Source organism: Nocardia sp. NBC_00508 (assembly GCF_036346875.1).
GTDB lineage: Bacteria > Actinomycetota > Actinomycetes > Mycobacteriales > Mycobacteriaceae > Nocardia.
Genome location: NZ_CP107852.1, coordinates 4,402,125 through 4,425,731, shown reverse-complemented (window position 1 = coordinate 4,425,731; position 23,607 = coordinate 4,402,125). Strand labels below are relative to the sequence as shown.

Annotated in this window: 21 protein-coding genes and 1 pseudogene; 14 read left to right on the top strand and 8 right to left on the bottom strand. The window is 67.3% G+C overall.

From position 1 onward, the window contains the following. Window positions 1–20 precede the first annotated feature (20 nt). Window positions 21–1,319, top strand: a complete 1,299-nt coding sequence (locus OHA40_RS19675; protein WP_330228372.1) for a helix-turn-helix domain-containing protein — start codon at window positions 21–23, stop codon at window positions 1,317–1,319. Window positions 1,320–1,923: 604 nt separating this feature from the next. On the opposite strand, the gene OHA40_RS19670 is transcribed toward OHA40_RS19675, so the two are convergent. After that, on the bottom strand, window positions 1,924–2,229 hold the full coding sequence (locus OHA40_RS19670; protein ID WP_330228371.1) for a nuclear transport factor 2 family protein: 306 nt from the start codon (window positions 2,227–2,229) through the stop codon (window positions 1,924–1,926). Between the two features lie 407 nt (window positions 2,230–2,636). Continuing rightward, window positions 2,637–3,176, bottom strand: a complete 540-nt coding sequence (locus OHA40_RS19665) for a hypothetical protein (protein ID WP_330228370.1) — start codon at window positions 3,174–3,176, stop codon at window positions 2,637–2,639. A 30-nt stretch (window positions 3,177–3,206) separates the two neighbouring features. On the opposite strand from OHA40_RS19665, the gene OHA40_RS19660 reads away from it, so the two are divergent. Further along, window positions 3,207–3,788, top strand: coding sequence for a hypothetical protein (locus OHA40_RS19660; protein WP_330228369.1), 582 nt, complete (start codon window positions 3,207–3,209; stop codon window positions 3,786–3,788). Window positions 3,789–3,857: 69 nt separating this feature from the next. Here the strand turns inward: OHA40_RS19660 and OHA40_RS19655 are convergent, their stop codons facing one another. After that, window positions 3,858–5,006, bottom strand: coding sequence for an FAD-dependent oxidoreductase (locus OHA40_RS19655; protein ID WP_330228368.1), 1,149 nt, complete (start codon window positions 5,004–5,006; stop codon window positions 3,858–3,860). A gap of 43 nt (window positions 5,007–5,049) precedes the next feature. After that, window positions 5,050–5,736: a TetR/AcrR family transcriptional regulator gene (locus tag OHA40_RS19650; RefSeq protein WP_330228367.1), complete on the bottom strand. Its 687-nt coding sequence runs from the start codon at window positions 5,734–5,736 to the stop codon at window positions 5,050–5,052. Window positions 5,737–5,853: 117 nt separating this feature from the next. On the opposite strand from OHA40_RS19650, the gene OHA40_RS19645 reads away from it, so the two are divergent. Next, complete coding sequence (locus OHA40_RS19645) at window positions 5,854–6,282, top strand: hypothetical protein (protein ID WP_330228366.1); 429 nt, start codon at window positions 5,854–5,856, stop codon at window positions 6,280–6,282. Between the two features lie 151 nt (window positions 6,283–6,433). On the opposite strand, the gene OHA40_RS19640 is transcribed toward OHA40_RS19645, so the two are convergent. Next, complete coding sequence (locus OHA40_RS19640; RefSeq protein ID WP_330228365.1) at window positions 6,434–7,360, bottom strand: LysR family transcriptional regulator; 927 nt, start codon at window positions 7,358–7,360, stop codon at window positions 6,434–6,436. A 6-nt stretch (window positions 7,361–7,366) separates the two neighbouring features. Between OHA40_RS19640 and OHA40_RS19635 the strand changes: the two genes are divergently transcribed. Both OHA40_RS19635 and OHA40_RS19630 read left to right on the top strand, forming a co-directional pair. Then, a complete protein-coding gene (locus tag OHA40_RS19635; protein ID WP_442943760.1) occupies window positions 7,367–8,899 on the top strand; it encodes an MFS transporter in 1,533 nt (510 codons plus the stop codon). A 34-nt stretch (window positions 8,900–8,933) separates the two neighbouring features. Next, a pseudogene (locus tag OHA40_RS19630) lies at window positions 8,934–9,713 on the top strand (3-hydroxybutyrate dehydrogenase); the annotation flags it as partial. An 8-nt stretch (window positions 9,714–9,721) separates the two neighbouring features. Here the strand turns inward: OHA40_RS19630 and OHA40_RS19625 are convergent. Beyond that, window positions 9,722–10,315, bottom strand: coding sequence for an SACE_7040 family transcriptional regulator (locus OHA40_RS19625; protein WP_330228363.1), 594 nt, complete (start codon window positions 10,313–10,315; stop codon window positions 9,722–9,724). Between the two features lie 93 nt (window positions 10,316–10,408). Between OHA40_RS19625 and OHA40_RS19620 the strand changes: the two genes are divergently transcribed. The 8 genes from OHA40_RS19620 (at window position 10,409) to OHA40_RS19585 (ending at window position 21,386) form a co-directional block, all read left to right on the top strand. Then, window positions 10,409–12,004 carry a carboxyl transferase domain-containing protein gene (locus OHA40_RS19620; RefSeq protein ID WP_330228362.1) on the top strand — a complete coding sequence of 532 codons (1,596 nt, stop codon included), beginning with the start codon at window positions 10,409–10,411 and terminating at the stop codon, window positions 12,002–12,004. Window positions 12,005–12,009: 5 nt separating this feature from the next. Beyond that, on the top strand, window positions 12,010–14,064 hold the full coding sequence (locus OHA40_RS19615) for an acetyl/propionyl/methylcrotonyl-CoA carboxylase subunit alpha (protein WP_330228361.1): 2,055 nt from the start codon (window positions 12,010–12,012) through the stop codon (window positions 14,062–14,064). Continuing rightward, the gene (locus tag OHA40_RS19610) at window positions 14,061–15,221 is read left to right on the top strand and encodes an acyl-CoA dehydrogenase family protein (protein ID WP_330228360.1); all 1,161 of its coding nucleotides are present in this window, start codon (window positions 14,061–14,063) and stop codon (window positions 15,219–15,221) included. Before OHA40_RS19615 ends, OHA40_RS19610 begins: the two co-directional genes overlap by 4 nt. Beyond that, on the top strand, window positions 15,218–15,700 hold the full coding sequence (locus tag OHA40_RS19605) for a MaoC family dehydratase (RefSeq protein ID WP_330228359.1): 483 nt from the start codon (window positions 15,218–15,220) through the stop codon (window positions 15,698–15,700). Before OHA40_RS19610 ends, OHA40_RS19605 begins: the two co-directional genes overlap by 4 nt. Continuing rightward, complete coding sequence (locus tag OHA40_RS19600) at window positions 15,697–16,509, top strand: HpcH/HpaI aldolase/citrate lyase family protein (protein ID WP_330228358.1); 813 nt, start codon at window positions 15,697–15,699, stop codon at window positions 16,507–16,509. The genes OHA40_RS19605 and OHA40_RS19600 overlap by 4 nt, the downstream gene beginning before the upstream one ends. A 31-nt stretch (window positions 16,510–16,540) precedes the next feature. Next, the gene (locus OHA40_RS19595; protein WP_330228357.1) at window positions 16,541–18,478 is read left to right on the top strand and encodes an acetoacetate--CoA ligase; all 1,938 of its coding nucleotides are present in this window, start codon (window positions 16,541–16,543) and stop codon (window positions 18,476–18,478) included. Between the two features lie 188 nt (window positions 18,479–18,666). Next, a complete protein-coding gene (locus OHA40_RS19590) occupies window positions 18,667–19,908 on the top strand; it encodes a TetR/AcrR family transcriptional regulator (RefSeq protein ID WP_330228356.1) in 1,242 nt (413 codons plus the stop codon). Window positions 19,909–20,138: 230 nt separating this feature from the next. Beyond that, on the top strand, window positions 20,139–21,386 hold the full coding sequence (locus tag OHA40_RS19585; RefSeq protein ID WP_330228355.1) for a TetR/AcrR family transcriptional regulator: 1,248 nt from the start codon (window positions 20,139–20,141) through the stop codon (window positions 21,384–21,386). Window positions 21,387–21,525: 139 nt separating this feature from the next. Here OHA40_RS19585 and OHA40_RS19580 read toward each other — a convergent pair whose 3' ends face one another. Together OHA40_RS19580 and OHA40_RS19575 are read right to left on the bottom strand one after the other, a co-directional pair. After that, window positions 21,526–21,792: a hypothetical protein gene (locus OHA40_RS19580; RefSeq protein WP_330228354.1), complete on the bottom strand. Its 267-nt coding sequence runs from the start codon at window positions 21,790–21,792 to the stop codon at window positions 21,526–21,528. Between the two features lie 6 nt (window positions 21,793–21,798). Beyond that, window positions 21,799–21,987 carry a hypothetical protein gene (locus tag OHA40_RS19575; protein WP_330228353.1) on the bottom strand — a complete coding sequence of 63 codons (189 nt, stop codon included), beginning with the start codon at window positions 21,985–21,987 and terminating at the stop codon, window positions 21,799–21,801. A 257-nt stretch (window positions 21,988–22,244) separates the two neighbouring features. Between OHA40_RS19575 and OHA40_RS19570 the strand changes: the two genes are divergently transcribed. Then, a complete protein-coding gene (locus OHA40_RS19570; RefSeq protein ID WP_330228352.1) occupies window positions 22,245–23,588 on the top strand; it encodes a helix-turn-helix domain-containing protein in 1,344 nt (447 codons plus the stop codon). The last annotated feature ends 19 nt before the right edge of the window (window positions 23,589–23,607 follow it).

The following is a 23,607-nucleotide window of genomic DNA, read 5'->3' as shown; positions in this document are numbered from 1 at the left end:
CTTTCGGGGTAGGGGCAAATGTGATCGACAAAGAGATCAATAGCGCGTGGAAGTCGCCGGGATTCCGGAAGTTGCTCGCCGAAGGGCGACCGGGTCAGGCCCTCGCCCTGGTCCGCAAAGAAATGGGCTTGTCCCAAGCCGACTTCGGTGCCTTGCTGCACTGGGACCGCACCCATGCAGGCCGCGTCGAACGCGGCGAAGTCGGGACAATCTTCGATATTCGCGAACTGATCCGCGCCGCCGACGCACTGGGAGTTCCCCGCACGGCATTGCTCCCGATCTTGCTCGGACCCGCGGATCCGAGGACCATCGAAGAGGGGGGTAAAGGAGCCGACGATATGGACCGCAGACAATTCGGCCTAGCAGCAACGATCGCGACAGTGGCCGTAGGAGCACCAGCAACTTCGACGCCGACACAGGTCGGCTCGGGCCATATCGGTTACTTCCAGGCACTGACCCAGCGCATGTGGAATCACGACAATCACTTCGGCGGCGGGGATATCGCCGAGTACGCTCTTCACCAGTACGGATTGGCTCGCCGCCTGCTTGATCACGGCGACTATGGACGGCAAACCGGCGTGCGCCTCTTGGTGGAGACGAGTCGGCTTGCCCGCTGTGCCGGTTGGCTTTGCCTCGACAGCGGCCGATCAGTTGCCGCGCGGCGTTGCTACGTCGAGGCGGTGCTGCTGGCCGAACAATCCGGAAGCGACGAACTGCTCGCCAATGCGCTTGCCAGTCTGACATTCCTGACAACGGACAGACCGATCAGCCGAGAGCCGGTCCGGCTGGCACAGCGCGCCAGCCACCTCGCACGCCGAACCCCGTCGGCCCGACTGAATGCAGTCCGATCCGCCCGCGAGGCCGTGGCCCACGCGGCCATCGGAGAACGACAGGAGTTCGAGCAAGCGATCACCCGTGCCTGGCGCGAGGTCGATCGAGGGCTCGATGACGCCGACGAACCAGTCTGGCTGCACCACGTCACGCCGACCGAGATCAAATCGATCGAGGCCAGAGGCCGCGTCTACCTCGGTCAGCACGGCCGAGCGGTCAGCATCTACCGCGAAACGATCGGCAACCGCGGCGCCCAACCGCCACGCGATGAAGCGTCCTACCGTGCATACCTCGCCGCCGCCCTCGCGGGCCTGGGAGACACGACCTCGGCCATCACCGAAGCCCATGCCGCCCTAACCCTTCTGGAGGGGCCGGTCAACTCACCACGCCTGCTGGCCGAACTGCGCCCGGTCCGCGTCGCCGCCGCATGCTCGCGCGGCCACGAACACTTCCGCGTCCGTTTCGACACCTTGGTGCGCACGGCCTGAGCGCCAGTCCAGCCTCGTTCAGAACGGCCGGATTCATCCATGCGCACGGCCTGACCTTCCTGAGGACACAAAGCTTTTCGCCGAGTTGTTCCGAATCAACGTGTCGATTGCCCGGAAGGTGGGGCGGTTGCGTTGCCGTCGCCGACGGCTGAGTCCGAACGCTCTTCTGCGCCCTGTCCGGAGCGGGGGCAGTGTCTACGGATGACATCGACGGCCCGCGATCACCGTGTGAACGGCTGTACCTGGAGCGATGATGGTTGCGTTTCGGGCAGCGGACGACTGCGACACCCGCGCCCGTCCGCCGCTTGCCCCGTGACACGTGCAGGCGGGACACTGGCCTGATCGAGTGATGACGAGAAGGGGTAGGCGTCGACTCCAAGCCCGCGGAGTACCGCCGGAAGTGTTGCAAATTCTTGGACTCGGCCAAGCACAACCACCCTCAGCGGCGGTGCGGGAGCAGCCGGGGCAAGCTCCGCAAGTGCAGCGCGGCGGCACTGACTACGGCCAAGAACGCAGCCGGGGAATCACCCGAGACCGGTGAAATCGTCTGCGTGACATCAATACTGAGAGTTCACCGGAACTGGCTCGTAACCAGTCCCGCTGCTCAGCGCGTCACGCGTGAAGTCCAGTACTCCCGCAAACTTGCGATCAGCGGCCCATCGAATTCGAGGATCGCTACCTCGCGCATCTGCTTGCGGTTGCCCTGGACCCGGTCATCGAACCGTGCTTCCCACTCCGCCACGGCGGTACTACCGTCCACGTACAACGCCAGCAGGTCGCATTCGATATTGCCTTGCGACTCGACAACCTTCGATTTCCAGTACGCGCGGATACCCTCGCGGCCCTCGATCGGCGCGTCGAGCACCCGCTCGTGATAGGTGGCGTCCTCGCCGAAGATGGTGACGATCAAGTCCGGGTCCTGGCCAACCCACGCCCGGATGTACACCGCAGCAACGTCTTCGACATGTTGCCTGGTCGGCGCGATCGTGCCTCCACAACATCGCTCAATGTGAGCGGCCCATCAGGATCTGTGTGCTCGCTCGCCGACTAGAGCGTAAACCAGCCGCGGGTCCGGCAACGTGATGTCGTTCAGTTCGACCCCGACACGGATACCTAGTGCCTCGTCCAGATCGATTCTGCTGTAACCGCCGGCATGGACGAGTCCGCGAACGTAGTCGAAAGGCGGTTGGCCACGGCGTGTCGCGCCGCCATTCGACTACCCTCGCCGCGTTACTGAACTCGAATACCAGTGAACCTATCTGGACGAGGCACTAGTCAAGGCAAACCCACTTCCAGCGCTGCGCTACTACCCGGAGGTCATGGGCATTGCCGGTGCAGTAGCCATCCAGCACGATCTTCATCGGGAAGCACGGCCAGATGCAACGCCCCGAAGCAACACGCGTCGCTGACGTTCCGCCGCCGCCCGATCGACTGCCGATCGAACAACTCCGCGTTCACCTCATGGCGGAAGTCCGACCTGCGCTTCTCGCGTCGAGGTTCAGGCCGATAGTTCCTCGTGAACACCCCACGGCCGCCCGGCGCCGCAATCTCCGCGATATCGGCATGGCACCGGTCGACACCTTGGTTGCACACGACCTGACCGCCACGCCAGCCTCGTTCAGGACAGTCGTATTCATCCGTGCGCAGAGCCTCGACTTTGCGCGAGATCGGCGCTGCGACACCACCCAGGATCCGGCCGAAATCACGCATGATCTGGAGAAAATCGCCGTAAGGGGTTCCGGAGAACGTCTGCCACTTCATCGGTAGACCAACGGAACGACTGTCGGCAGATTGACGGAAGAACCATCGGCAGATCCTCGGACTGCCGACTTCCGATGCTCCTGCTATCACCGGCAAGCGGGCACGTCAGCGGAGGTAGATCCCACTATGCTTCACCATTCCGGCTCGGACGGTATCGTGCACCGTGTGTCGGACCGGGGGATCGAATTCAAGCCGGATGCGGATGACCCGAAGCGGGTAAAGCTGTCCAGGGGCTTACCGCAGGGGGTTTCACGGGCGGAGATCACCTATCGCGTAGAGGGCGGACTCAGAGGTACGCGGGTGGTGCACTATTCCGAAGCGGAGTTCGCGCACCTTCGGACTGCCGTCGACAATGTGTACGAAGGCTCGTGGAGTGAACCGCAGCGACTGTCACTGGCGGACGCCAGGCGCTATATCGATCAGGCGCAGCAACGGATAACGCTGAAAGAAAACGAGATTCGTCGTAAGCGGGAGGCCGTTGACCTGACCTGTCCGTGCTGTGAACGGCAACGGACCTACATCGGTGTGCTCGGTTTCATCACCGGGCATACCGGCTTCATGACCGACCATCCGAACGAGTGGGGCCAGCAGGTTGTGCAGCAGCACGCCTACCGATGCGATCAGTGCGGCTCCATGCTGTTCTTCGCCGATGGCTACCTGGCTCATCCCTTGCCGGGTCGAACGAACCCCGGGGACCTCCGGGGATAGCTGCGGACCGGCAAGGTCGAAACGCTGTGTCCCTGCACGACCTGCGGATGAGGCTCCCTTCGGCGGCGTTCAGCTTCGGATGTGTTCCGGCCGGACGCCGAGGCCGATGAATCGGCCTGCCGCGTGGCGTAGTACAGGTAGGCGGCGGAACACGCGGAAGATCGGTGGCACGTGGGTGGCTGTGTTGTCGTGGAGGTTCTTGGGGTAGAGGTCGCGCAGGATGGCCAGCTGGAATAGTTGGGTCAGTTTGACCGGCAGTTGGCGGCGTGCTTGCACGCGGGGTGGATCGGCGTCGGTCAGGTTGTGTGCGAGCAGTTTCGGGCCGAGGATATTCGCGGTCGCAACGGCATCCTGGATGGCCAGGTTTATTCCGACACCACCCGCCGGTGACATAGCGTGCGCGGCATCGCCGATGCAGAGCAGGCCCGGTCGATACCAGTTATCGAGCCGATCGACACGCACCGTCAGCTGATGGATATCATCCCAACTGGCGAGTTCGTGAACACGGTCCCGCAATGCGGGGGCGAGTGCACCTATTCTATTGTGTAGCTCGCCGATTCCGAGCGCGCGCAGCTCCTGGTAAGAGTCCGTCGGGATGGTGTATGCGACCTGCCAGTAGTCACCGCGGTCGATGGCGACCATTGCCCCTTTACCGCCCTGGAAGAACTCGACCCGGTCTGTCGCCCGCCGCGACAGCCGGAACCACAGGACGTCCATAGGCGGCGAGCTCACCTTGGCACGCAAACCGGCCTGGTCTCGCATGCGCGAGTGTCGGCCATCGGCCGCTACGACGAGGTCGGCGCGGATCTCGAGCTGCCCGCTATCGGTGGTCGCCCGTACGCCGACCACACGATCGTTCTCGATGAGCATCTCGGACGCTTCGGTGCGCTGCATGAGCTGGAAGCCGGGGAATGTCGCGGCCTTGGTCGCAAGGAAATTCAGGAACTCCCATTGCGGCATGAACGCGATGTAGGGGCTGCGGACCGGCAGCTTCCGGAAATCCGCGAAGGTCACCGGCGTGCCACCGACGGCGACGGTGACCCGGTCCATCGTGCTGTGCGGGAGGCGGTGGAATTCGTCCAGCCAGCCGAGTTCGTGGATGAGTTCCTGGGTGGACGGATGGATGGTGTCGCCGCGGAAGTCGCGCAGGAAGTCGGCGTGTTTCTCCAGCACGATCACCTCGACGCCCTGCCGGGCCAGCAAAGTCCCCAGCATCATCCCGGCGGGTCCTCCTCCTACCACGCAACATTGCACCTTCATGTCATGCACCGGCGATCTCTCCTTCTTCTTCGGGTGGCGTGCCGCCATTGGGTCGAACAAGTCCGTGGAGCACGAGAGCGGCCAGCTCGGCGACATCGACGGGGTTTCCAGCGCTGCGCCCGACGGCGAGAGTCGCGAACAGCGCAGTCGCGGTCGTGTGCACATCGTGGTCGCGCAATTCCCCGGCGGCCACGCGTGAGCGCAGGTAGTCGGCCATCGCTGTCTGGCCTTCGGCGACGAACTCCGCCAGCACAACCCGGACGTTCTCGTGTGAATGGCCCGCCGCGAAAAACAGCCTGAGCAGCTTGGTGTTGTCGGCCAGCAGGCTGTCGAACTCGCGCATCACCCGGGGAAGGACCTCGGCCGCCGCCAGCCCCCGCGCCTGCTCCAGCAATTCGCGCAACTGCCGCGAGAACCCCCGCTCCCGCAGCAACGCGGTCACCAGCGCTTCCTTGCCGGCGAAGTAGTGATACAGCAGTCCCGGCGTCACCTCGGCCGCAGCCGCGATGTCCTTGACCGAGGCCCCATCGATGCCCTTCGTTGCGAACACATCCAACGCCGCGTCGAGCAAGCGCTCGCGCCGCCACTCAGCCTGTTCTCGTCGACTTGCCACCACGACCTCATTGACTAAACGATCATTCAATGAATTGAGGTTACCACGTGCGCGGCCGAGAATGCACCCTTCCAATGTTCCATCCGGAGGCAAACTTTCGACGGTTGATTAATAGTACGCAGCTGCGTACTATCTGTGCATGCTTATTGTCTTTCTTCCAATTCACATCGTCCTGGCAGAGCAGGCGCGGCCATGACGGGCGACCAGCCGTTTTCGGAAGGCACTGTGCTCATGCCGTGGCAAGCCGGACCACGGCAAGACATCTCCGGGCCGATATTCGTCAGCGTCACGGACTTTCTGGCCACCTCCGACGAGGACGTTCAGCTCATCTACAAGACCGGAATGGAGCTGGGGCGTACCTGGCCCGTCATGCACGGCGCCGTCGGCCTGTGGCTCTGGGGTCGGCCCTCGCAATTACGTGGCGGCTCGATCTCCGTGTGGGAAACCGAGCAGGATATGCGGCGTTTCGTGCGATGGCCGGTGCACACGGACATCATGCGGAAGTGGCGCGGACAAGTCGGTGTCGCGGCAGACTCGTGGCAAGCCGCCCGGTTCGAGGCAGAGGAGGTGTGGGCTCGGACCCGGAACACGATCGAGCGCCCCCATCCACACGCTCGATGACGGCACCCGCGGTAGCCCGCAGCGAGTGCCACGGAATACGAACGACACAGCAGTTCCCGTCCAGCCGTGAACCCGGGTTCCCGGGAACCCGCTGAGAGTTCAGGACGCTGTCGATGCGTGGCAAGAACAGTGGTTGCGACCTGCGGCAAAGTCACCGAGGACGGCCGAGGAGAGTGTCGCGCTGGTCGTCGATCACGGCCCGGATCGCGGCGACGACGGCGGCGACCTCTGGGCGGCGGAGGGTCTCGGCGCGGGCGACCAGCCAGTAGCCGAGGGTGACCGTCACGGAATCGGCGAGGACGCGGACCAGGTCCGCGTGGCGGTCGGCCATGAAGCAGGGCAGCAGGCCCAGGCCCGCGGCGGCGCGGGTGGCCTCGACGTGCACGAAAACGTTGGTGGAGGTGACGGATTCGCGCATGGAGGGCGCGAAGCTGGAGGCGAGGTCGAGGTCGTCGACCTGGAGCATGGAATCGATGAAGTACACCAGCGGGTGCCGGGCCAGGTCGTCGATCGTCGCGGGGGTGCCGTGCTCGTGCAGGTATTCGCGCGAGCCGTAGAGGCCGAGGCAGTAGTCGGCCAGGCGGATTGCGGTGGCTCGGTGCACTTGCGGCTCGCCGACCACCACCTCGAGGTCGAGACTTGATCGCTGCTGCGACGCGCGCCTGGTTGTCGCCACGATCTCGACGGTGATTTTCGGATGCCGCCTCCGCACCTCGGCGGCCGCGGGCGCGGCGATGTAGGCGCTGAAGCCGTCGGTCGCGGAGATCCGCACCACGCCCTCCAGCACACGGTTGCCGCCCGCGTCCGCGGCGAGCGATTTCACCGCCGACTCCACCGCCTCGGCCGCGGCGAGCGCCTCCTTGCCGAGATCGGTCAGCTCCCAGCCGCCGCTCACGCGAGTGAGCACCCGGCCGCCGAGCGTTTGCTCCAGTGCGGCGATGCGGCGTGAGATCGTGGTGTGGTTGATGCCGAGTTCCTCGGCTGCGGTGACGAAGCGGCCGGATCGTCCGACCGCGAGCAGAACGAGGAGGTCATCGGCGCTGGGACGCCGGGGGGACCCCGCGGAAGCCGGGCTCATATCTGCATGATTGCAGATGCGTACTGCATTAATGGTCATTGCGGCGCGATTCGTCTGCACGAATACTCGGTTCAGCCAAAGCATTGTGGGGGCCGTCACATCGAGACCGAAGTGTGGCCCCGGGCACGAAGGAGAAGTGCGATGAGGGTGCACGACGCCGGGGCGAACCCGGCCAAGCCGAAAGGCGTAGATCCAGGCGAAACCAGCGGTTTGCGGCGTGTAGTGGCCGCGTCCATGGCGGGCACGGTCGTCGAGTGGTATGAGTTCTTCCTCTACGGCACCGCCGCCACGCTCGTGTTCAGCAAGGTGTTCTTCGCCAAGGACACCAGCGACCTGGACGCCATCCTCGCCGCCTTCGTGACCTACGCCGTCGGCTTCGCCGCCCGCCCACTCGGCGGCGTCGTGTTCGGGCATTTCGGCGACAAATACGGTCGCAAGAAGCTGCTCCAGTTCAGCCTGGTGCTGGTGGGCGCCGCGACCTTCTTGATGGGCTGCCTGCCGACCTTCGCGCAGATCGGCTACTGGGCGCCCGCGCTGCTGGTGATCCTGCGCTTCATCCAGGGTTTCGCGGTCGGCGGGGAATGGGGCGGCGCGGTGCTGCTGGTTGCCGAGCACAGTCCCAGCCGCAGCCGCGGTTTCTGGGCGAGCTGGCCGCAGGCGGGCGTGCCCGCGGGCAACCTGCTGGCGACGATGGTGCTGCTGGTGCTCACCTCCACGCTGTCGGACGCGGCATTCCTCAGCTGGGGCTGGCGGGTAGCGTTCTGGCTGTCGGCGGTGGTGGTGCTGGTCGGCTACTACATCCGCACGAAGATCACCGACGCGCCCATTTTCGTCGCGGCGCAACAGGAAGCCGAGCAGATCAAGGCGACCTCGCTCAGCGTCGTCGAGGTGCTGCGCCGGTACCCGCGCGGCGTGCTCACCGCGATGGGACTGCGTTTCGGCGAGAACGTCATGTACTACCTGGTGGTGACCTTCACCATCACCTATCTCAAGGTGCAGGTGCACGTCGACACCAAAGTCATCCTGTGGTGGCTACTCGCCGCGCACGCGGTGCACTTCGGGGTGATCCCGCTGGTGGGCAAGCTGTCCGACCGCTTCGGCAGGCGGCCGGTCTACCTGGTCGGCGCGCTGACCGCGGGCACCTGGGGCTTCTTCGCCTTCCCGATGATGGACAGCGGCCACAACGTGGTGATCATGTCCGCCATCATCATCGGCTTGGTCTTCCACGCCTTCATGTACGCCGGGCAGCCCGCGATCATGGCCGAGATGTTCCCCACCCGGATGCGCTACTCCGGTGTGTCGCTGGGCTATCAGGTCACCTCGATCGCGGCCGGGTCGCTGGCGCCGATCATCGCCGTCCGGCTGCTCAACACCTATGACTCCGCGGTGCCGATCGCGTGGTACCTCGCCGGCGCGGCCGCGATCAGCGCGATCGCCGTGCTCGTCGCTCGCGAAACGAAAGGCCTGAGCTTGGAAAGCATCGATCTCGCCGACGCCGAGAAACTCGGCGTGCGAACCGCAAAAGTGACGGTCCGATGAGCGAGCGCGGCGAGCGAATCATCGACACAGCGCGGATGACGGAGTCGAGCGCAGGCGAGACGCGGTCATGAGCGATCTCGCGGGGCGCACGGCCCTGGTCACCGGCGGCGCGAGCGGCATCGGCGCGGCCTGCGCCCGTGCGCTCGCGGCGCGCGGCGCGGTGGTCACCGTCGCCGACATCGATGACGTCGGCGCCAAAGCGGTGGCCCGCGAGCTCGGCGGCACGTCCTGGGCGGTGGACCTGCTCGACGTCACGTCGCTGGAAACACTGGAACTCGACGCCGACATCCTGGTGAACAATGCCGGAGTCCAGCACATCAGCCCGATCGAGGACTTCGCGCCCCAGCGGTTCCGCGATCTGCTCACGCTGATGGTCGAGGCGCCGTTTCTCTTGGTGCGCGCGGCGTTACCGCATATGTACCGGCAGGGCTGGGGACGGATCATCAACATCTCCTCGGTGCACGGCCTGCGCGCCTCGGCGTACAAGGTCGCCTACGTGACGGCCAAGCACGGGCTCGAGGGGCTGTCGAAGGTCACCGCACTCGAAGGCGGCCCGCACGGCGTGACGAGCAATTGCGTCAACCCCGGCTATGTGCGAACCCCTTTGGTGGACAAGCAGATCGCCGACCAGGCCAGAGCACACGGCGTGCCGGAACAGGAAGTGGTGGAAAAGATCCTGCTCACCGAGAGCGCGATCAAACGCCTCGTCGAGCCGGACGAGGTGGGGGCGCTGGTGGGCTGGCTGGCCTCACCGAACGCGGGAATGGTCACCGGCGCGTCCTACACGATGGACGGCGGGTGGAGCGCGCGATGAGGGCGCGCTCACCCCAAGGCGGCCAGCGCCATACGGCGCAGCACCGGGCGGGCCCGGACCGCGGTGGCGTTGGTCGCGCTGTGCGGGGTCGAGTTGATCAGACCGAAGGCGGCGTGGGCCTGCACCCGCGCCGTCTCCTCGGGTAGCTCGGGATGCAACTCGCGCAGCACCGCGACCCAGATCTCCACATACTGGCGCTGGGTGCGGCGGATCTCCCGGCGGGCCGGTGCGGGCACGTTGTCCAGGTCGCGGTCTTGGATGCGGATCAGCTCCGGCTCGCCGAACGCGAAGTCCAGGTGGTGGTCCACCAGCCCGGCGAGCGCCTGCTGGGCCGAATTCGTCGTCGCCACCACGGCCTTCCCGCCATCCAGCAGCCGCTGACTCACCCCGACCAGCAACTCGATCAGCAGCGCTTCCTTGTTCGGGAAGTGCCGGTAGACGGCGGGACCGCTGATGCCGACGGCGGCGCCCAAGTCGTCCAAGCGCATGCCGAGGAAGCCCCGGTCGGCGATGAGCCGGGCGCCCGCCTCCAGCAGTTGCGACCTTCGCTGCGCCTTCAGCTGCTCGCGACGGGTGGGCGCGACGGGTTCGGCACTGGTCACGCGCGGTCCTTTCCGCCGATCTGGACATCTCGGTTAACCAAGACTAACCTGAATTCCAGTTATCGTCGACTAACTGGACGACAGGATGGCGTGATGACCGTTACCGAAGAGGTCGGCAACCAGGCCGCGCACGCGGCGCTGGTCGACGACCTGCGCGCCCGGCTGGCCGCCGCGGCGCTCGGCGGACCGGCGAAGGCGCGCGAACGCCACGTTGCGCGGGGCAAGCTGCTGCCGCGGCAGCGGGTGGACCAACTGCTCGACCCGGGCAGCCCGTTTCTCGAGCTGTCCCCACTGGCCGCGACCGGGATGTACAGCGACGAGTCCCCCGGCGCCGGGATCATCACCGGGATCGGCCGGGTGTCCGGGCGTGAATGCGTGATCGTGGCCAACGACGCCACCGTCAAGGGCGGCACCTACTACCCCATGACGGTGAAGAAGCATCTGCGCGCGCAGGAGATCGCGTTGCAGAACCGGTTGCCGTGCCTGTATCTGGTCGACTCCGGCGGCGCGTACCTGCCGCGCCAGGACGAGGTGTTCCCCGACCGGGAACACTTCGGCCGCATCTTCTACAACCAGGCGACCATGAGCGCCAAGGGAATCCCGCAGATCGCGGCAGTGCTCGGCTCGTGCACAGCCGGTGGCGCTTACGTTCCCGCGATGAGCGACGAAGCCGTGATCGTGCGGAATCAAGGCACCATCTTCCTCGGCGGGCCGCCGCTGGTGAAGGCCGCGACCGGCGAGGTGGTGACGGCCGAGGAACTCGGCGGCGGCGAACTGCACTCCCGCACGTCGGGCGTCACCGACCACTTGGCCGAGGACGACCAGGACGCGCTGCGCATCGTGCGCCGCATCGTCGGCACGCTCGGACCGCGCGCGGCCGGCCCATGGGAGGTGCGGCCAACCGTCGCACCCACCGCGCCGGAATCGGAACTCTACGACGTGGTCCCGGTCGATCTGCGCACGCCATACGACGTACGCGACGTCATCCACCGCGTGGTCGACGGTTCGGGCGACGGAGCGAGCGGCTTCCACGAGTTCAAGGCCGAGTACGGCAAGACCTTGGTCACCGGATTCGCGCGCATCCACGGGCATCCGGTGGGCATCATCGCCAACAACGGCGTGCTGTTCAGCGAATCCGCCATGAAGGGCGCGCATTTCATCGAGTTGTGCGACAAGCGCAGCATCCCGCTGCTGTTCCTGCAGAACATCACCGGCTTCATGGTCGGCCGCGACTACGAGGCGGGCGGCATCGCCAAGCACGGCGCGAAGATGGTCACCGCGGTGGCCTGCGCGCGGGTGCCGAAGCTCACCGTCGTGATCGGCGGCTCCTACGGCGCGGGCAACTACTCGATGTGCGGGCGCGCGTATTCGCCGCGGTTCCTGTGGATGTGGCCGAACGCGCGGATCTCGGTGATGGGTGGCGAGCAGGCCGCGTCGGTGCTCGCGACAGTGCGCGGCGACCAGCTCGACAGCAGCGGGCAGCCCTGGTCCGCGGACGACGAGGAGGCATTCAAAGCCCCGATCCGGGACCAGTACGAGGGCCAGGGCAACCCTTACTACTCGACCGCGCGCCTCTGGGACGACGGTGTCATCGATCCGGCCGACACCAGAACCGTGCTCGGCCTTGCCCTTTCGGTGTGCGCGCAGGCCCCGCTCGAACCCGTTTCCTACGGCGTCTTCCGGATGTGATGGCGATGCTGAACAAATCCGTTCCCGTCGAGTTCGACACCGTGCTGGTCGCCAACCGCGGCGAGATCGCGGTGCGCGTGATTCATACGTTGCGCGCCATGGGAATTCGCTCGGTGGCCGTCTACAGCGACGCCGACGCCGACGCCCGACACGTCCACGAGGCCGACACCGCGGTGCGCCTCGGACCAGCCCCCGCACGGGAGAGCTACCTGTCCATCGACGCTGTGGTGGCCGCCGCCGTGCGCACCGGCGCGCAGGCCGTCCATCCCGGCTACGGATTCCTCTCGGAGAACGCGGCTTTCGCCGCCGCGCTGACCGAGGCGGGCATCGTCTTCCTCGGCCCGCCCGCGCGCGCGATCGAGGTGATGGGCGACAAGATCGCCGCGAAGAACACCGTGGCCGCGTTCGGCGTCCCGGTGGTGCCGGGCATCGCTTCGCCGGGCCTCACCGATGACGAGCTGATCGCCGCGGCCGCCGAGGTCGGGTATCCGGTGCTGGTCAAGCCGTCCGCGGGCGGCGGAGGCAAGGGCATGCGCCGAGTGGACGATCCGGACCGGCTGCCCGATGCCCTGCGCAGCGCGCGCCGCGAGGCCGCCGCCGCGTTCGGGGACGACACGCTGTTCCTGGAACGCTTCGTCACCCGGCCCCGGCACATCGAGGTGCAGATCCTCGCCGACCAGTTCGGCAACGTGCTGCACTTGGGCGAGCGCGAATGCAGCTTGCAGCGCCGCCACCAGAAGGTGATCGAGGAGGCGCCCTCGCCGCTGCTCGACACGGCGACCAGGGCCAGGATCGGCGCCGCCGCCTGCAGCACCGCGCGCAGCGTGGACTACGTGGGCGCGGGCACCGTGGAGTTCATCGTCTCCGCCGACCGGCCCGACGAGTTCTTCTTCATGGAGATGAACACCCGCCTCCAGGTGGAGCATCCGGTGACCGAGCTGGTCACCGGCGTCGACCTGGTGGAATGCCAGGTCCGCGTCGCGGCCGGGCAGAAGCTCGCGGTGGCGCAGGACGACATCCGCATGGTCGGGCACGCCATCGAGGCCAGGGTGTACGCCGAGGACCCGGGGCGCGGGTTCCTGCCCACCGGCGGCACGGTGCTGGATCTCGACGAGCCGGAAGGCCCAGGGGTCCGGGTCGATTCGGGGCTGCGGATCGGCACGCGCATCGGCAGCGACTACGACCCGATGCTGTCGAAGGTCATCGCGCACGCCAATGACCGCGACGCCGCGCTCGCGAAACTGGACCGGGCGCTCGCCGATACCGTGCTGCTCGGCGTGACCAGCAATATCGAGTTCCTGCGCTTCCTGCTGGCCGACCCGGACGTCGTCGCAGGGCGATTGGACACCGACCTGCTGGACCGGCGAGTGGCCGACTTCCATCCCGTGTCCGTCGGCGATGAGGAGTTCGTCGCCGCGGCGGTCCGGCACTGGCTGCGGCGCTGGCCGACGACGGCGGGCAATCCGTGGGAGGTCCCGTCCGGCTGGCGGATCGGCGCCCACGCACACACGCCGATCCGGCTCGCGGGCGGCGATCGGATCGAGCACGTCTACCTCTCCGGCACGCCCACCGACGGTGTGGTGCGCGTCGGCGACGGCGCGACCTCGTCGCTCACCGCGACATTCACCGGTCGCGACGACGACGCCTACGCCGGTGTGCTCACCCTGACCAGGGACGGCCTGCGGCGCACCTTCCGGGTTGCCGAGCAGGACGGTCTGCTGTGGGTGGCGGGACCGTCCGGCATCGCGGCGCTGCGCGAAGTCGCCGAGGTCAATGTACGCGTCGGCGATGAACACGTCGGCGACGCCGAAATCCACAGTCCCATGCCGGGTTCGGTGATCGCGGTGCCGGTCGCTTCCGGCGCCGCGGTCGCCGCGGGCGATCCGGTGGTGATCGTGGAGGCGATGAAGATGGAGCACTCCCTCACCGCCCCGGTCGCCGGGATCATCGAACTGCTGGTCGAGCCCGGCGCCCAGGTGCGCCTCGACCAGGTGCTCGCGCGCGTCGTCGCCGCGCAAGCCGAACCGGAACACGCTCAACGAGAAGGAATCCCGACATGACCGACTTCCTGTCCACCGGCACGCTGCCGGAGGAGTACCGCGATCTCGCGCTGACCGTGCGTGACTTCGCGCGGTCGGTGGTCGCTCCGGTGGCGGCCGAGCACGACGCGAACCACACCTTCCCGTACGAGGTGGTCGCGGGAATGGCCGAGATGGGTCTGTTCGGTCTGCCGTTCCCCGAGGAGTACGGCGGCATGGGCGGCGACTACTTCGCCCTGTGCCTCGCGCTCGAAGAGCTGGGCAAGGTCGACCAGAGCGTGGCCATCACCCTGGAGGCGGGCGTCTCGCTCGGCGCGATGCCGATCTACCGATTCGGCAACGACAAGCAGAAGCAGGAATGGCTGCCCCAGCTGACCAGCGGCCGCCAGCTCGCCGCGTTCGGCCTGACCGAACCGGGCGCGGGCAGCGACGCGGGCGGCACCAGGACCACCGCGGCCGCCGACAGCGGCGAGTGGATCATCAACGGCAGCAAGCAATTCATCACCAATTCCGGCACCGACATCACCGTGCTCGTCACGGTGACCGCCGTGACGGGACAGACCGGCGGCAAGAAGGAGATCTCGACCATCCTGGTGCCCACCGACACCCCCGGCTTCGTCGCCGAACCCGCGTACAACAAGGTCGGCTGGAACGCCTCCGACACCCATCCGCTCAGCTTCACCGACGTGCGCGTGCCCGAGGAGAACCTGCTCGGCGAGCGCGGCCGCGGCTACGCGAACTTCCTGCGCATCCTCGACGAGGGCCGCATCGCCATCGCCGCGCTGTCCGTCGGGGCCGCGCAGGGCTGCGTGGACGAGAGCGTCCGCTACGCCAAGGAGCGCGAGGCGTTCGGCCAGACCATCGGCCGCAACCAGGCCATCGCTTTCAAGATCGCCAGAATGGAAGCGCGGGCGCACGCCGCCCGCACCGCCTACTACGACGCCGCGGCGCTGATGCTGGCGGGCAAGCCGTTCAAGAAGCAGGCGGCCATCGCGAAGCTGGTGGCCAGCGAAGCCGCCATGGACAACGCCCGCGACGCGACACAGATCTTCGGCGGCTATGGCTTCATGAACGAGTACCCGGTCGCCAGGCACTATCGGGACAGCAAGATCTTGGAAATCGGCGAAGGCACGACGGAGGTGCAGCTGATGCTGATCGGACGGGAGCTGGGCCTGTGACCCGGCGCGCGGTGGTGCAGCGCGGACTCTGGTTCGAGGAGTTCGACACCGAGGTGGTCTACGAGCACCGGCCCGGCCGGACCATCACCGAGGCGGACAACGTCCTGTTCACCACGCTGACCATGAACACCCAGGCATTGCACCTGGACGCGGCGTTCAGCGAGCAGCTGCCCCCGTTCAACCAGCGGCTGGTGAATTCGATGTTCACGCTGTCCACCCTGGTCGGGCTCTCGGTGGCGCAGCTGACCCAGGGCACCATCGTGGCCAACCTCGGCTTCTCGGAGATCGCGTTCCCCAAGCCGCTGTTCCACGGCGACACCATGTACGCCGAAACCGTGGTCACCGACAAGCGCGAGTCGAAGAGCCGCCCCGGCGAGGGCATCGTCACCTTCGCACACACGGCACGCAACCAGCACGGCGACATCGTCGCCACCGCGGTACGCAAGACGCTGGTCCGCAAAGCCCCGGAGCAGCCATGAGCTGGCAGATGGCGGGTCCGGCCTGGTTGTTCTGCCCGGCGGATCGCCCGGAGCGTTACGCGAAGGCCGCCGCCGCGGCCGACGTGGTGATCCTCGACCTGGAGGACGGTGTCGCCGCCCACGACAAAGCGGCGGCGCGCACGGCGCTGGTCGACACCCCATTGGACCCCGAGACCACGGTGGTGCGGGTCAACGCGGCCGGCACCGACGAGCACGACCTCGATCTGGCGGCGCTGGCCGCCACCGGCTATCGCCGGATCATGCTGCCGAAATGCGAATCCGCCGAACAGATCACGGCGCTGCCGGACTACGAAGTGATCGCGCTGATCGAGTCGCCGCTCGGCGCGCTCGCGCTCGGCCAGGCGGTGCCTGCGCGCAACGCGATCGGTGTCATGTGGGGCGCGGAGGATCTGGTTGCGGCGCTGGGCGGGACCGCGAGCAGGCACGCCGGCGGCGGCTACCGCGACGTCGCCCGGCACGTCCGATCCACCGCGCTGCTGGCGGCCAAAGCGTACGGAAAGCTGGCGTTGGACTCGGTCTACCTGGATATTCGCGATCTGGACGGTCTGCGCGCGGAAGCCGAGGACGCGGTCGCGGTCGGCTTCGACGCCAAGGTCGCGATCCACCCGAGCCAGGTGCCGGTGCTGCGGGCGGCCTACGCACCGTCGGAGGACGACACCGCGTGGGCCCGGCGGGTGCTCGCGGAGGCGCCGAAGCACCGCGGCGTGTTCGCCTTCGAGGGCAGGATGGTCGATGCCCCCGTGCTCCGGCATGCCGAGCAGATCGTGCGACGCGCCGGCCGCGCCTGAGCACCGAGTTTCCACAGCGAGGAGGACCGCGATGCAACCACAATGGATGCCAACCGAACAAGACATCGCTGCGGCCAGGATCACCGACTTCGCGCGATTCGTCGCGGAGCGCACCGGGGTGCGGCCAGCGGACTACCGCGAACTGTGGCAGTGGTCGATCACGGATCTCCCCGGCTTCTGGCACGCGTTGTGGGACTACTTCGAACTCGGCGAGGTCGCCGGCGAGGTGCTGGCCGACACCGAGATGCCGGGCGCGCGGTGGTTCCCCGGCACCCGGCTCAACTATGTCGACCAGGTGATCCGCCAGCTGCGCACCGACCGGCCCGCGATCAAGGCGATCAGCGAGGACGGTCCGATTCGCGAGGTGTCCTGGGCCGAATTGATCGACGACACTGCCACTTTGGCCCGTACGCTGCGCTCGCTCGGCGTGCGGCCCGGCGACCGGGTGGTGGGATACCTGCCGAACATCCCGGAGGCGGTGGTCGCGTTCCTGGCCACCGCGAGCATCGGCGCGATCTGGAGTGCCTGCGGTCAGGACTACTCGCCGAAGGCGGCGCTGGACCGGCTCGGCCAGCTGGAACCCACCGTGCTGGTCACCGCCGACGGCTACCGTTTCGGCGGCAAGACACACGATAAACGCGCCGACATCGCCGCCTTGCGTGCGGGGCTGGACTCGCTGAAGGGCACGATCGCGATCCCCCGGCTCGGGCTCCGCGTACCGGACGCGATGCCGTGGCGCGAAGCGGTCACCACCACAGCGGCCGCGCCCCCGGTGATCACCACGGAGTCCGTCGATTTCGACCATCCGCTGTGGATCGTGTTCTCCTCCGGCACGACCGGCCTGCCCAAGGGCATCGTGCACGGCCACGGCGGCGTGCTGCTCGAACACCTCAAAGCCGTTGCCCTGCAATCGGATATCGGTCCAGAGGACACGTTCTTCTGGTACACCAGCCCCAGCTGGATGATGTGGAACTTCCAGATCGCCGGCCTGCTGGCCGGGGCGACGATCGTCTGTTATGACGGCAGCCCCACCCATCCCGCTCCCGACACGCTCTGGCGCATCGCCGCCGAAGTGGGCGCCACCGTGCTGGGCACCAGTCCCGGCTATGTGCTGGCCTGCATCAAAGCGGGCTCCGTGCCGCGCACCGACCACGACCTGTCGACGTTGCGCACGGTCGGCATCACCGGCTCCGCACTGCCCACCTCCTCGGCGCTGTGGCTGGGCGAGAACGTCGGCGACCACGTGCAGGTCTCCTCGATCAGCGGCGGCACCGACGTGGTGTCGGCGTTCATCGGCGGTGTGCGCACCGTGCCGGTGTGGCCGGGTGAGCTTTCGGCGCCCTACCTCGGCGTGGCGCTGGACGCCTATGACCCGGCGGGGCAGCCGGTGCAGGGCGAGGTCGGCGAGCTCGTCGTCACCGAGCCGATGCCGTCCATGCCGGTCCGCTTCTGGCGCGACGACGACGGAAAGCGTTATCACGACGCGTATTTCGACATGTTCCCCGGCGTCTGGCGGCATGGCGACTGGATCACCATCACCGACCACCACAGCGTGATCGTGCACGGCCGCTCCGACTCCACGCTCAACCGGCACGGCATCCGGATGGGCAGCGCGGACATCTACCAGTCCGTCGAGCGGCTGCCGGAGATCGCCGAGGCCCTGGTGATCGGCGCCGAGCAGCCCGACGGCGGGTACTGGATGCCACTGTTCGTCGTGCTCGCCCCCGGCGCCGAACTCACCGACGACCTGAAGGCACGCATCAACAACACCATCCGCACCGAGGTGTCCCCACGCCACGTCCCCGACGAGATCATCCTCGCCCCCGGCATCCCGCACACCCGCACCGGCAAGAAGCTGGAGGTGCCGATCAAGAAATTGTTCCAGGGCGCCGACCCGGCTCGCGTCGTCGAGCGCACCGCCGTCGACGACCCCGACCTGCTCGACTGGTACGCAGCCCGGCGACGGTGATCGGGTATGTCGATAAGCGCTTCGACAACGTGGGCCCAGTGAGGCTGCCCCTAGCCGAGGCTGCCCGGTGGCACGACCCAGACATGAGGTTGCCTGGTCACCGCCGCGATGTCCCGCCGCTCATCCCGTAGCCCTATCGCATGAGATCGCGAGACGGCACATAGCACCAGGTCGTTACGATGTTCGTCATGAGTGTCGACAATCGCCGTACGGCGCGGAAGGCGAGCAGCGGCGACTCGGCACCTCGAGAGGTCCGGCGGAGGCCGAAGAATCGCCGGGCCCAGATCGCGGCGGCCTCGGCCGCGGCGTTCGGCGCACTCGGCTACCACGGCGTGAGCATGGACGACATCGCCTCCGGCCTCGGGATCAGCTCCGCGGCCCTGTATCGGCACTATCCGAGCAAGTACGCGCTGTTCCGGGAGGAATTGCTGCGGGTGGGCCGGGCGATGACCGAATCGGTCGAGCTGCCCGACGAGGCGGCGGACTGGCCCGCCGAGCAGCGGCTGCGGCACGTGCTCGACGCGCTCATCGCCGTCACGATCGAGAACCGCCCCACCGTCACCCTGGTGCGCTGGGAGGGGAGATACCTCGAACCCGCAGACGAGACGACGCTCGACGAGCAGCAGGCCGCGGTACTCGACGCCCTGGGCAGCGAACTGGCCGCGCTGCGCCCGAAGACCACCGATGACGATCTGCGGGTGCTGCGCGCGGCATTGCTCAGCGCGATCACCAGCATCGCCGACCACCACGCCGGCCTTCCCGCGAAAGCTCTTGCCCGCCTGCTGCATTCGGCGTGCTGGTCGATCGCGCACGCGGAGCTGCCCGCCGAACGTCCGGTCGAGCCGGTGGCGGTGGTGGAGATCCCGGATTCGTTCAAACACGAACTGCTGCTGCGCAAAGCGGTCGAGCTGTTCCACGAGCGCGGGTACCCGAACGTCAGCGTGGAGGACATCGCCACCGCCGCAGGGCTTTCGGCCGCCTCCGCGGTGTACCGGTTCTATCGCGGTAAGAGCGACATCCTGGCCGCCGCGTTCCGCCGCGCCGCCGAACGGGTTTCCGGCGCCATCGGCCCGGCCGTCGCGGCGGCAGGCGATTCCGAGGACGCACTCACCGCGTTGATCACGAAGTACGTCGCGGGCTCGTTCGCCGAGCGCGCCCTCACCTTCGTGTATTACACGGAATTCCAACATGTTCCGGCCGAGGAACGCACCGTGCTGCGCAATATCCAGCGGCTCAGTGTCGAGGAGTGGGCCCGGCTGCTGCGCGAGGTGCGCACCGAACTCACGCCGGCCGAGGCCCGCATTCTGGTCCACGCGGCCTTCGCGGTGGTCGTCGATCTCGGCCGCGCCTTCGGCAACGAGCCACTCGCAGCTCAGGATCGGGTGCGCCTGCTGATGCAGCTGGTGCTCTTCGGTCGCCCCGCACAGTAGCGATTGCCGTAGGCACCACCCCGGTACCGGAAACGGTCGGCACGGCCTGCGCCCGAACCCTGCTCCAGCGCAACCAAACGGAAGTTTATGTTAGTCACAGTTCGCTGCTAGATCTACCTATATCAGTAGATAATCAACGCTTTCCATACTGGTTGTGACCTCTCATTCAGCGCTTCCCGAGATGGGGAAACATCGCTGAGACAAATGACCGATTGGGCTACCATCGCGGCATGGGTGCCGAGGAACGCCGCGCTGCGGGCAAGGCGGCGGGCGAGAATCCGGCACGGGCGGTCCGGCGCCGGCCGCGCGATCGACGCGCCCAGATCGCGGCGGCGTCCGCCGAGGCATTCGGCGCGCTGGGCTACCACGGCGTCAGCATGGAGGACATCGCCTCGCGGCTGGAGATCAGCTCCGCCGCGCTCTATCGCCACTACCCGAGCAAGTACGCGCTGTTCCGCGAGGAAGTGCTACGGCTGGGCGCGGTCAGCCAGGAGGCGGCCCGGCTGCCGGATGACGCGGGCGAACTGCCCGCCGAGCGCAGACTCGAGCAGGTACTCGACGCCCTGATCACAGCCGCCATCGCCAACCGGCGCAGCGCCGCGCTGCTGCGCTGGCAGCGGCGCTATCTCGAGGACGCCGACGCGGCCACCCTGTCCGAGCAACTCGCGAGCGTGAACGCGGCGCTGATGTCCCTGCTCGCCGATACCAGGCCCGCGCTGAGCAAAGCCGACCGCGCCGTGCTCGCGGCGGCTTTGCTGAGCGCGCTCAGCAGCATCGGCGATCACCACGTCTCGATTCCGGTCCGCGCATTGACCCTGCGGCTCACCGCGGCCTGCCGCACGATCGCCGATTGCCTGCTACCGCCGCCCGGCGGCGCCGAAGCCGAAACCATTGCGGCGACCGAGATTCCGCTGACCTTCAAACACGAACTGCTGCTGGTGCGCGCGGTGGAACTGTTCCATCAGCGCGGCTATCCGAACGTCAGTGTCGAGGACATCGCGGCCGCCGCGGGGCTGCCCGCCTCCTCGGCGGTGTACCGCTTCTACCGCGGCAAGGGCGATATCCTCGCCGCCGCGTTCCGCCGAGCGGCCGATCGGGTGTCGGCCGCCATCGGCCCCGCCGTCGCGGCCGCCGCAACCCCCGAGCAAGCGCTGAGCACGCTGGTCGAACTGTACGTGGCCGGCTCGTTCGCCGAGCGCGAGCTGACCTTCGTCTACTACGCCGAGATCAGCAACGTGCCGCCGGAGGAGCGCACCGTGCTGCGCAATATCCAGCGGCTCAATGTCGACGAGTGGGCCAAACTGCTCGCGGCCGCGCGTCCGGAGCTGTCCGCCGCGGAAGCACGCCTCCTCGTGCACGCCGCACTGGCGCTGGTAGTAGACCTGGGCGAGCGCTTCGGCTCGCACGACCCGGCCTGCTCCCGTCTGCGGGTGATCTGCCTCATGCAGGTCATCCTGTTCGGTCGACCGGCAGAATAGGGCGTCGGTCGCACATCCCGCGCGGAATGCCGAATTGGTCGCGCGAAACCCGTTGACCGCCAACGAGTTCGACGATTTCGTTCGACTGGTCGCGCGAAGCCCTTGGTCGACAACGGGTTCGACGATATCGCCCGTCTGGTCAGCGCGAGTACCCGTCGGCCCGATTGTCGGGCACGACGCGTCCGGAGGCGACCAGGATGCGGAACGCCGCCTGCTTACGCGGGCAGGCGTCGGCGCGGCACGGGCGATGGCACTGCATCACGCGGTGCGCTTGTTCGACGGTGAACGGCTGGTCCGGGGGCTGGTGCGCGTCTTCGGCTCCGCCGTGCGAAAGGCAGGAGCCGACGGCGGTGATCAGCGCCACCAGCAGCAGGCATGCGCTGAGCATGCCCAGCAGCGGTTCCACGGCCGATCACTGGCCTGGGACCTGCCGGAAACAATACGCCGAGGCGGCTAGGTACTGACGGCAGCTCGCGCCGTGCCCGGCATGGACGGCGCGGATGAACCGCGCGCGGTCGTAGCTCAGGCCGAACGGTTCCTGGGTGCAGTCGCGGCTTTGCACCCGCCACAGCTCCCGGACATCAGAGTGCAACACGTCCATCTCTCACCTCCACAAGTGCGTGCACCCGGCACCGAGAGGGCGCCGCCGGAACCGCGCTCGACACGGATGGATCGGGCCGTGCCGGGACCGTGCGCCGGGTACCGGTCGATGGACGCCCTCGACAGGGTTTGGGCGTGACCCCCGATGCCGGATGCAGATTCAACAGTGCGCGTTGCGATTCGGTAGATAACAGTCCCTAATGCGGTAATTGCGAGTACTTTCCGTTTGTATCGTCCTGGAGCAAGGAAGCGAGACCTATGGTGGAGGTCGACTGGACGGGCGAAGCAGTACATGCGCTTCGCACGGCGATGAAGCGAAGCCGTTACGAATTCGCACGTCTGGTGGGCGTCACCCCGCGCACCGTGGTCCTATGGGAGAACGGCCGGACGACCCGAATGCACGCCGCTAGCCAGCGACTGCTCGACAGGGTTGTATCGCAAGCCGATTCAGCCGTTGTCACCCGATTCGAGCGGGCGATCACCGCGGGACGGGAGTCGGTCTCCAACCGCGAAAGCGCCGATCCGGCGCCCGAAAGGCACACCAAGCTCGGTAGGGAAATCGGGCTCGACAAGGAAGTCGAGGAAGACGACGTGAGAAGGCGAGAACTGCTGGCCTGCATCGGCGCAGGCATGGCAGGCCAGGCGGCGGACCTGGTGGCGAACGAACCGGAGCGGATGCTCGCGACTCTGGACGCCGGGTCGATCAGCGAGCGCCGACTGGTGTTCCTGGAGCAGTCTGCCGAGGTCCTCGGCACGCGAGTGGTGCAGGTGCCACCGCACGAACTGCTGCATGCCGGCCTGGAGCAGTTCCGCCTGGTCCGCGGCTGCCTCGGCGAACGGCAACCGACCCATCAGCAGGTCCGGCTGGTGCGCACCGCAGGCCGACTGGCGAACGTGGTCGGCGAGATCCTGTTCAACGAGGGTCATTTCGGTCAGGCGCGGATGTGGTACGCCACCGCGATCCACGCCGCGCAGGACATCGGCGACCGCTATTCGGAAGACATCGCCCTGGCCGGACTCGCGTATTTGCCGACCTATAGCGATAAACCGAAGGAAGTTTTGCAGCTTCTCGATGGTCGTTTGCAAGAAAATCCGTCATACGGCCCCGCTGCCGCATGGTTGTGGGGAATGGCCGCGCGCGCACATGCCAGCCTCGGTCACGCCGATGAATTCGCGCGCTGTATCACGCGATCGGCCGCGGCATTGGACGATGTCGGGCCGGAAGACCTTTCGGTCGGTATCTTCTCTTTCCGACCCGAGAAACTCGCCTTTTATCAAGCGATCGGATATTCCCGCCTCGGCCGGGCCGACGAGACCGCCGCGGCGGCGGCGCACGCGATGGCGCTGTACGACCCGTCGGAGACCATGGAACCCGCCCTGGTCCGCTTCGAACACGCCACGGCGCTGCTGGCCTCCGGAGAGGTGGACGAAGCCTGCGCGGTGGCGACCGGCGCGCTCACCAACGCGCGCACCTACGTCGGCCTCACCGTCACCAAGCGCGCCAAGCAGTTCGACGCTGCGCTGGGCGGTCTGCGCACGAGAGCAGTTACGGAGTGGCGGCAACAGGCCCACACGACGATCGACGCCCGTGTCAAGGCGTGAAGAACTGGCTGGACAAGGC

Bases quoted from the DNA above. Each gene is read 5' to 3' on its own strand.
- OHA40_RS19610 (WP_330228360.1), top strand. From the start codon at position 14,061: ATGACCGACTTCCTGTCCACCGGCACGCTGCCGGAGGAGTACCGCGAT.
- OHA40_RS19620 (WP_330228362.1), top strand. From the start codon at position 10,409: ATGACCGTTACCGAAGAGGTCGGCAACCAGGCCGCGCACGCGGCGCTG.
- OHA40_RS19570 (WP_330228352.1), top strand. From the start codon at position 22,245: ATGGTGGAGGTCGACTGGACGGGCGAAGCAGTACATGCGCTTCGCACG.
- OHA40_RS19635 (WP_442943760.1), top strand. From the start codon at position 7,367: ATGATTGCAGATGCGTACTGCATTAATGGTCATTGCGGCGCGATTCGT.
- OHA40_RS19660 (WP_330228369.1), top strand. From the start codon at position 3,207: ATGCTTCACCATTCCGGCTCGGACGGTATCGTGCACCGTGTGTCGGAC.
- OHA40_RS19640 (WP_330228365.1), bottom strand. From the start codon at position 7,360: ATGAGCCCGGCTTCCGCGGGGTCCCCCCGGCGTCCCAGCGCCGATGAC.
- OHA40_RS19590 (WP_330228356.1), top strand. From the start codon at position 18,667: ATGAGTGTCGACAATCGCCGTACGGCGCGGAAGGCGAGCAGCGGCGAC.
- OHA40_RS19595 (WP_330228357.1), top strand. From the start codon at position 16,541: ATGCAACCACAATGGATGCCAACCGAACAAGACATCGCTGCGGCCAGG.
- OHA40_RS19585 (WP_330228355.1), top strand. From the start codon at position 20,139: ATGGGTGCCGAGGAACGCCGCGCTGCGGGCAAGGCGGCGGGCGAGAAT.
- OHA40_RS19655 (WP_330228368.1), bottom strand. From the start codon at position 5,006: ATGATGCTGGGGACTTTGCTGGCCCGGCAGGGCGTCGAGGTGATCGTG.
- OHA40_RS19645 (WP_330228366.1), top strand. From the start codon at position 5,854: ATGACGGGCGACCAGCCGTTTTCGGAAGGCACTGTGCTCATGCCGTGG.
- OHA40_RS19575 (WP_330228353.1), bottom strand. From the start codon at position 21,987: ATGGACGTGTTGCACTCTGATGTCCGGGAGCTGTGGCGGGTGCAAAGC.
- OHA40_RS19615 (WP_330228361.1), top strand. From the start codon at position 12,010: ATGCTGAACAAATCCGTTCCCGTCGAGTTCGACACCGTGCTGGTCGCC.
- OHA40_RS19600 (WP_330228358.1), top strand. From the start codon at position 15,697: ATGAGCTGGCAGATGGCGGGTCCGGCCTGGTTGTTCTGCCCGGCGGAT.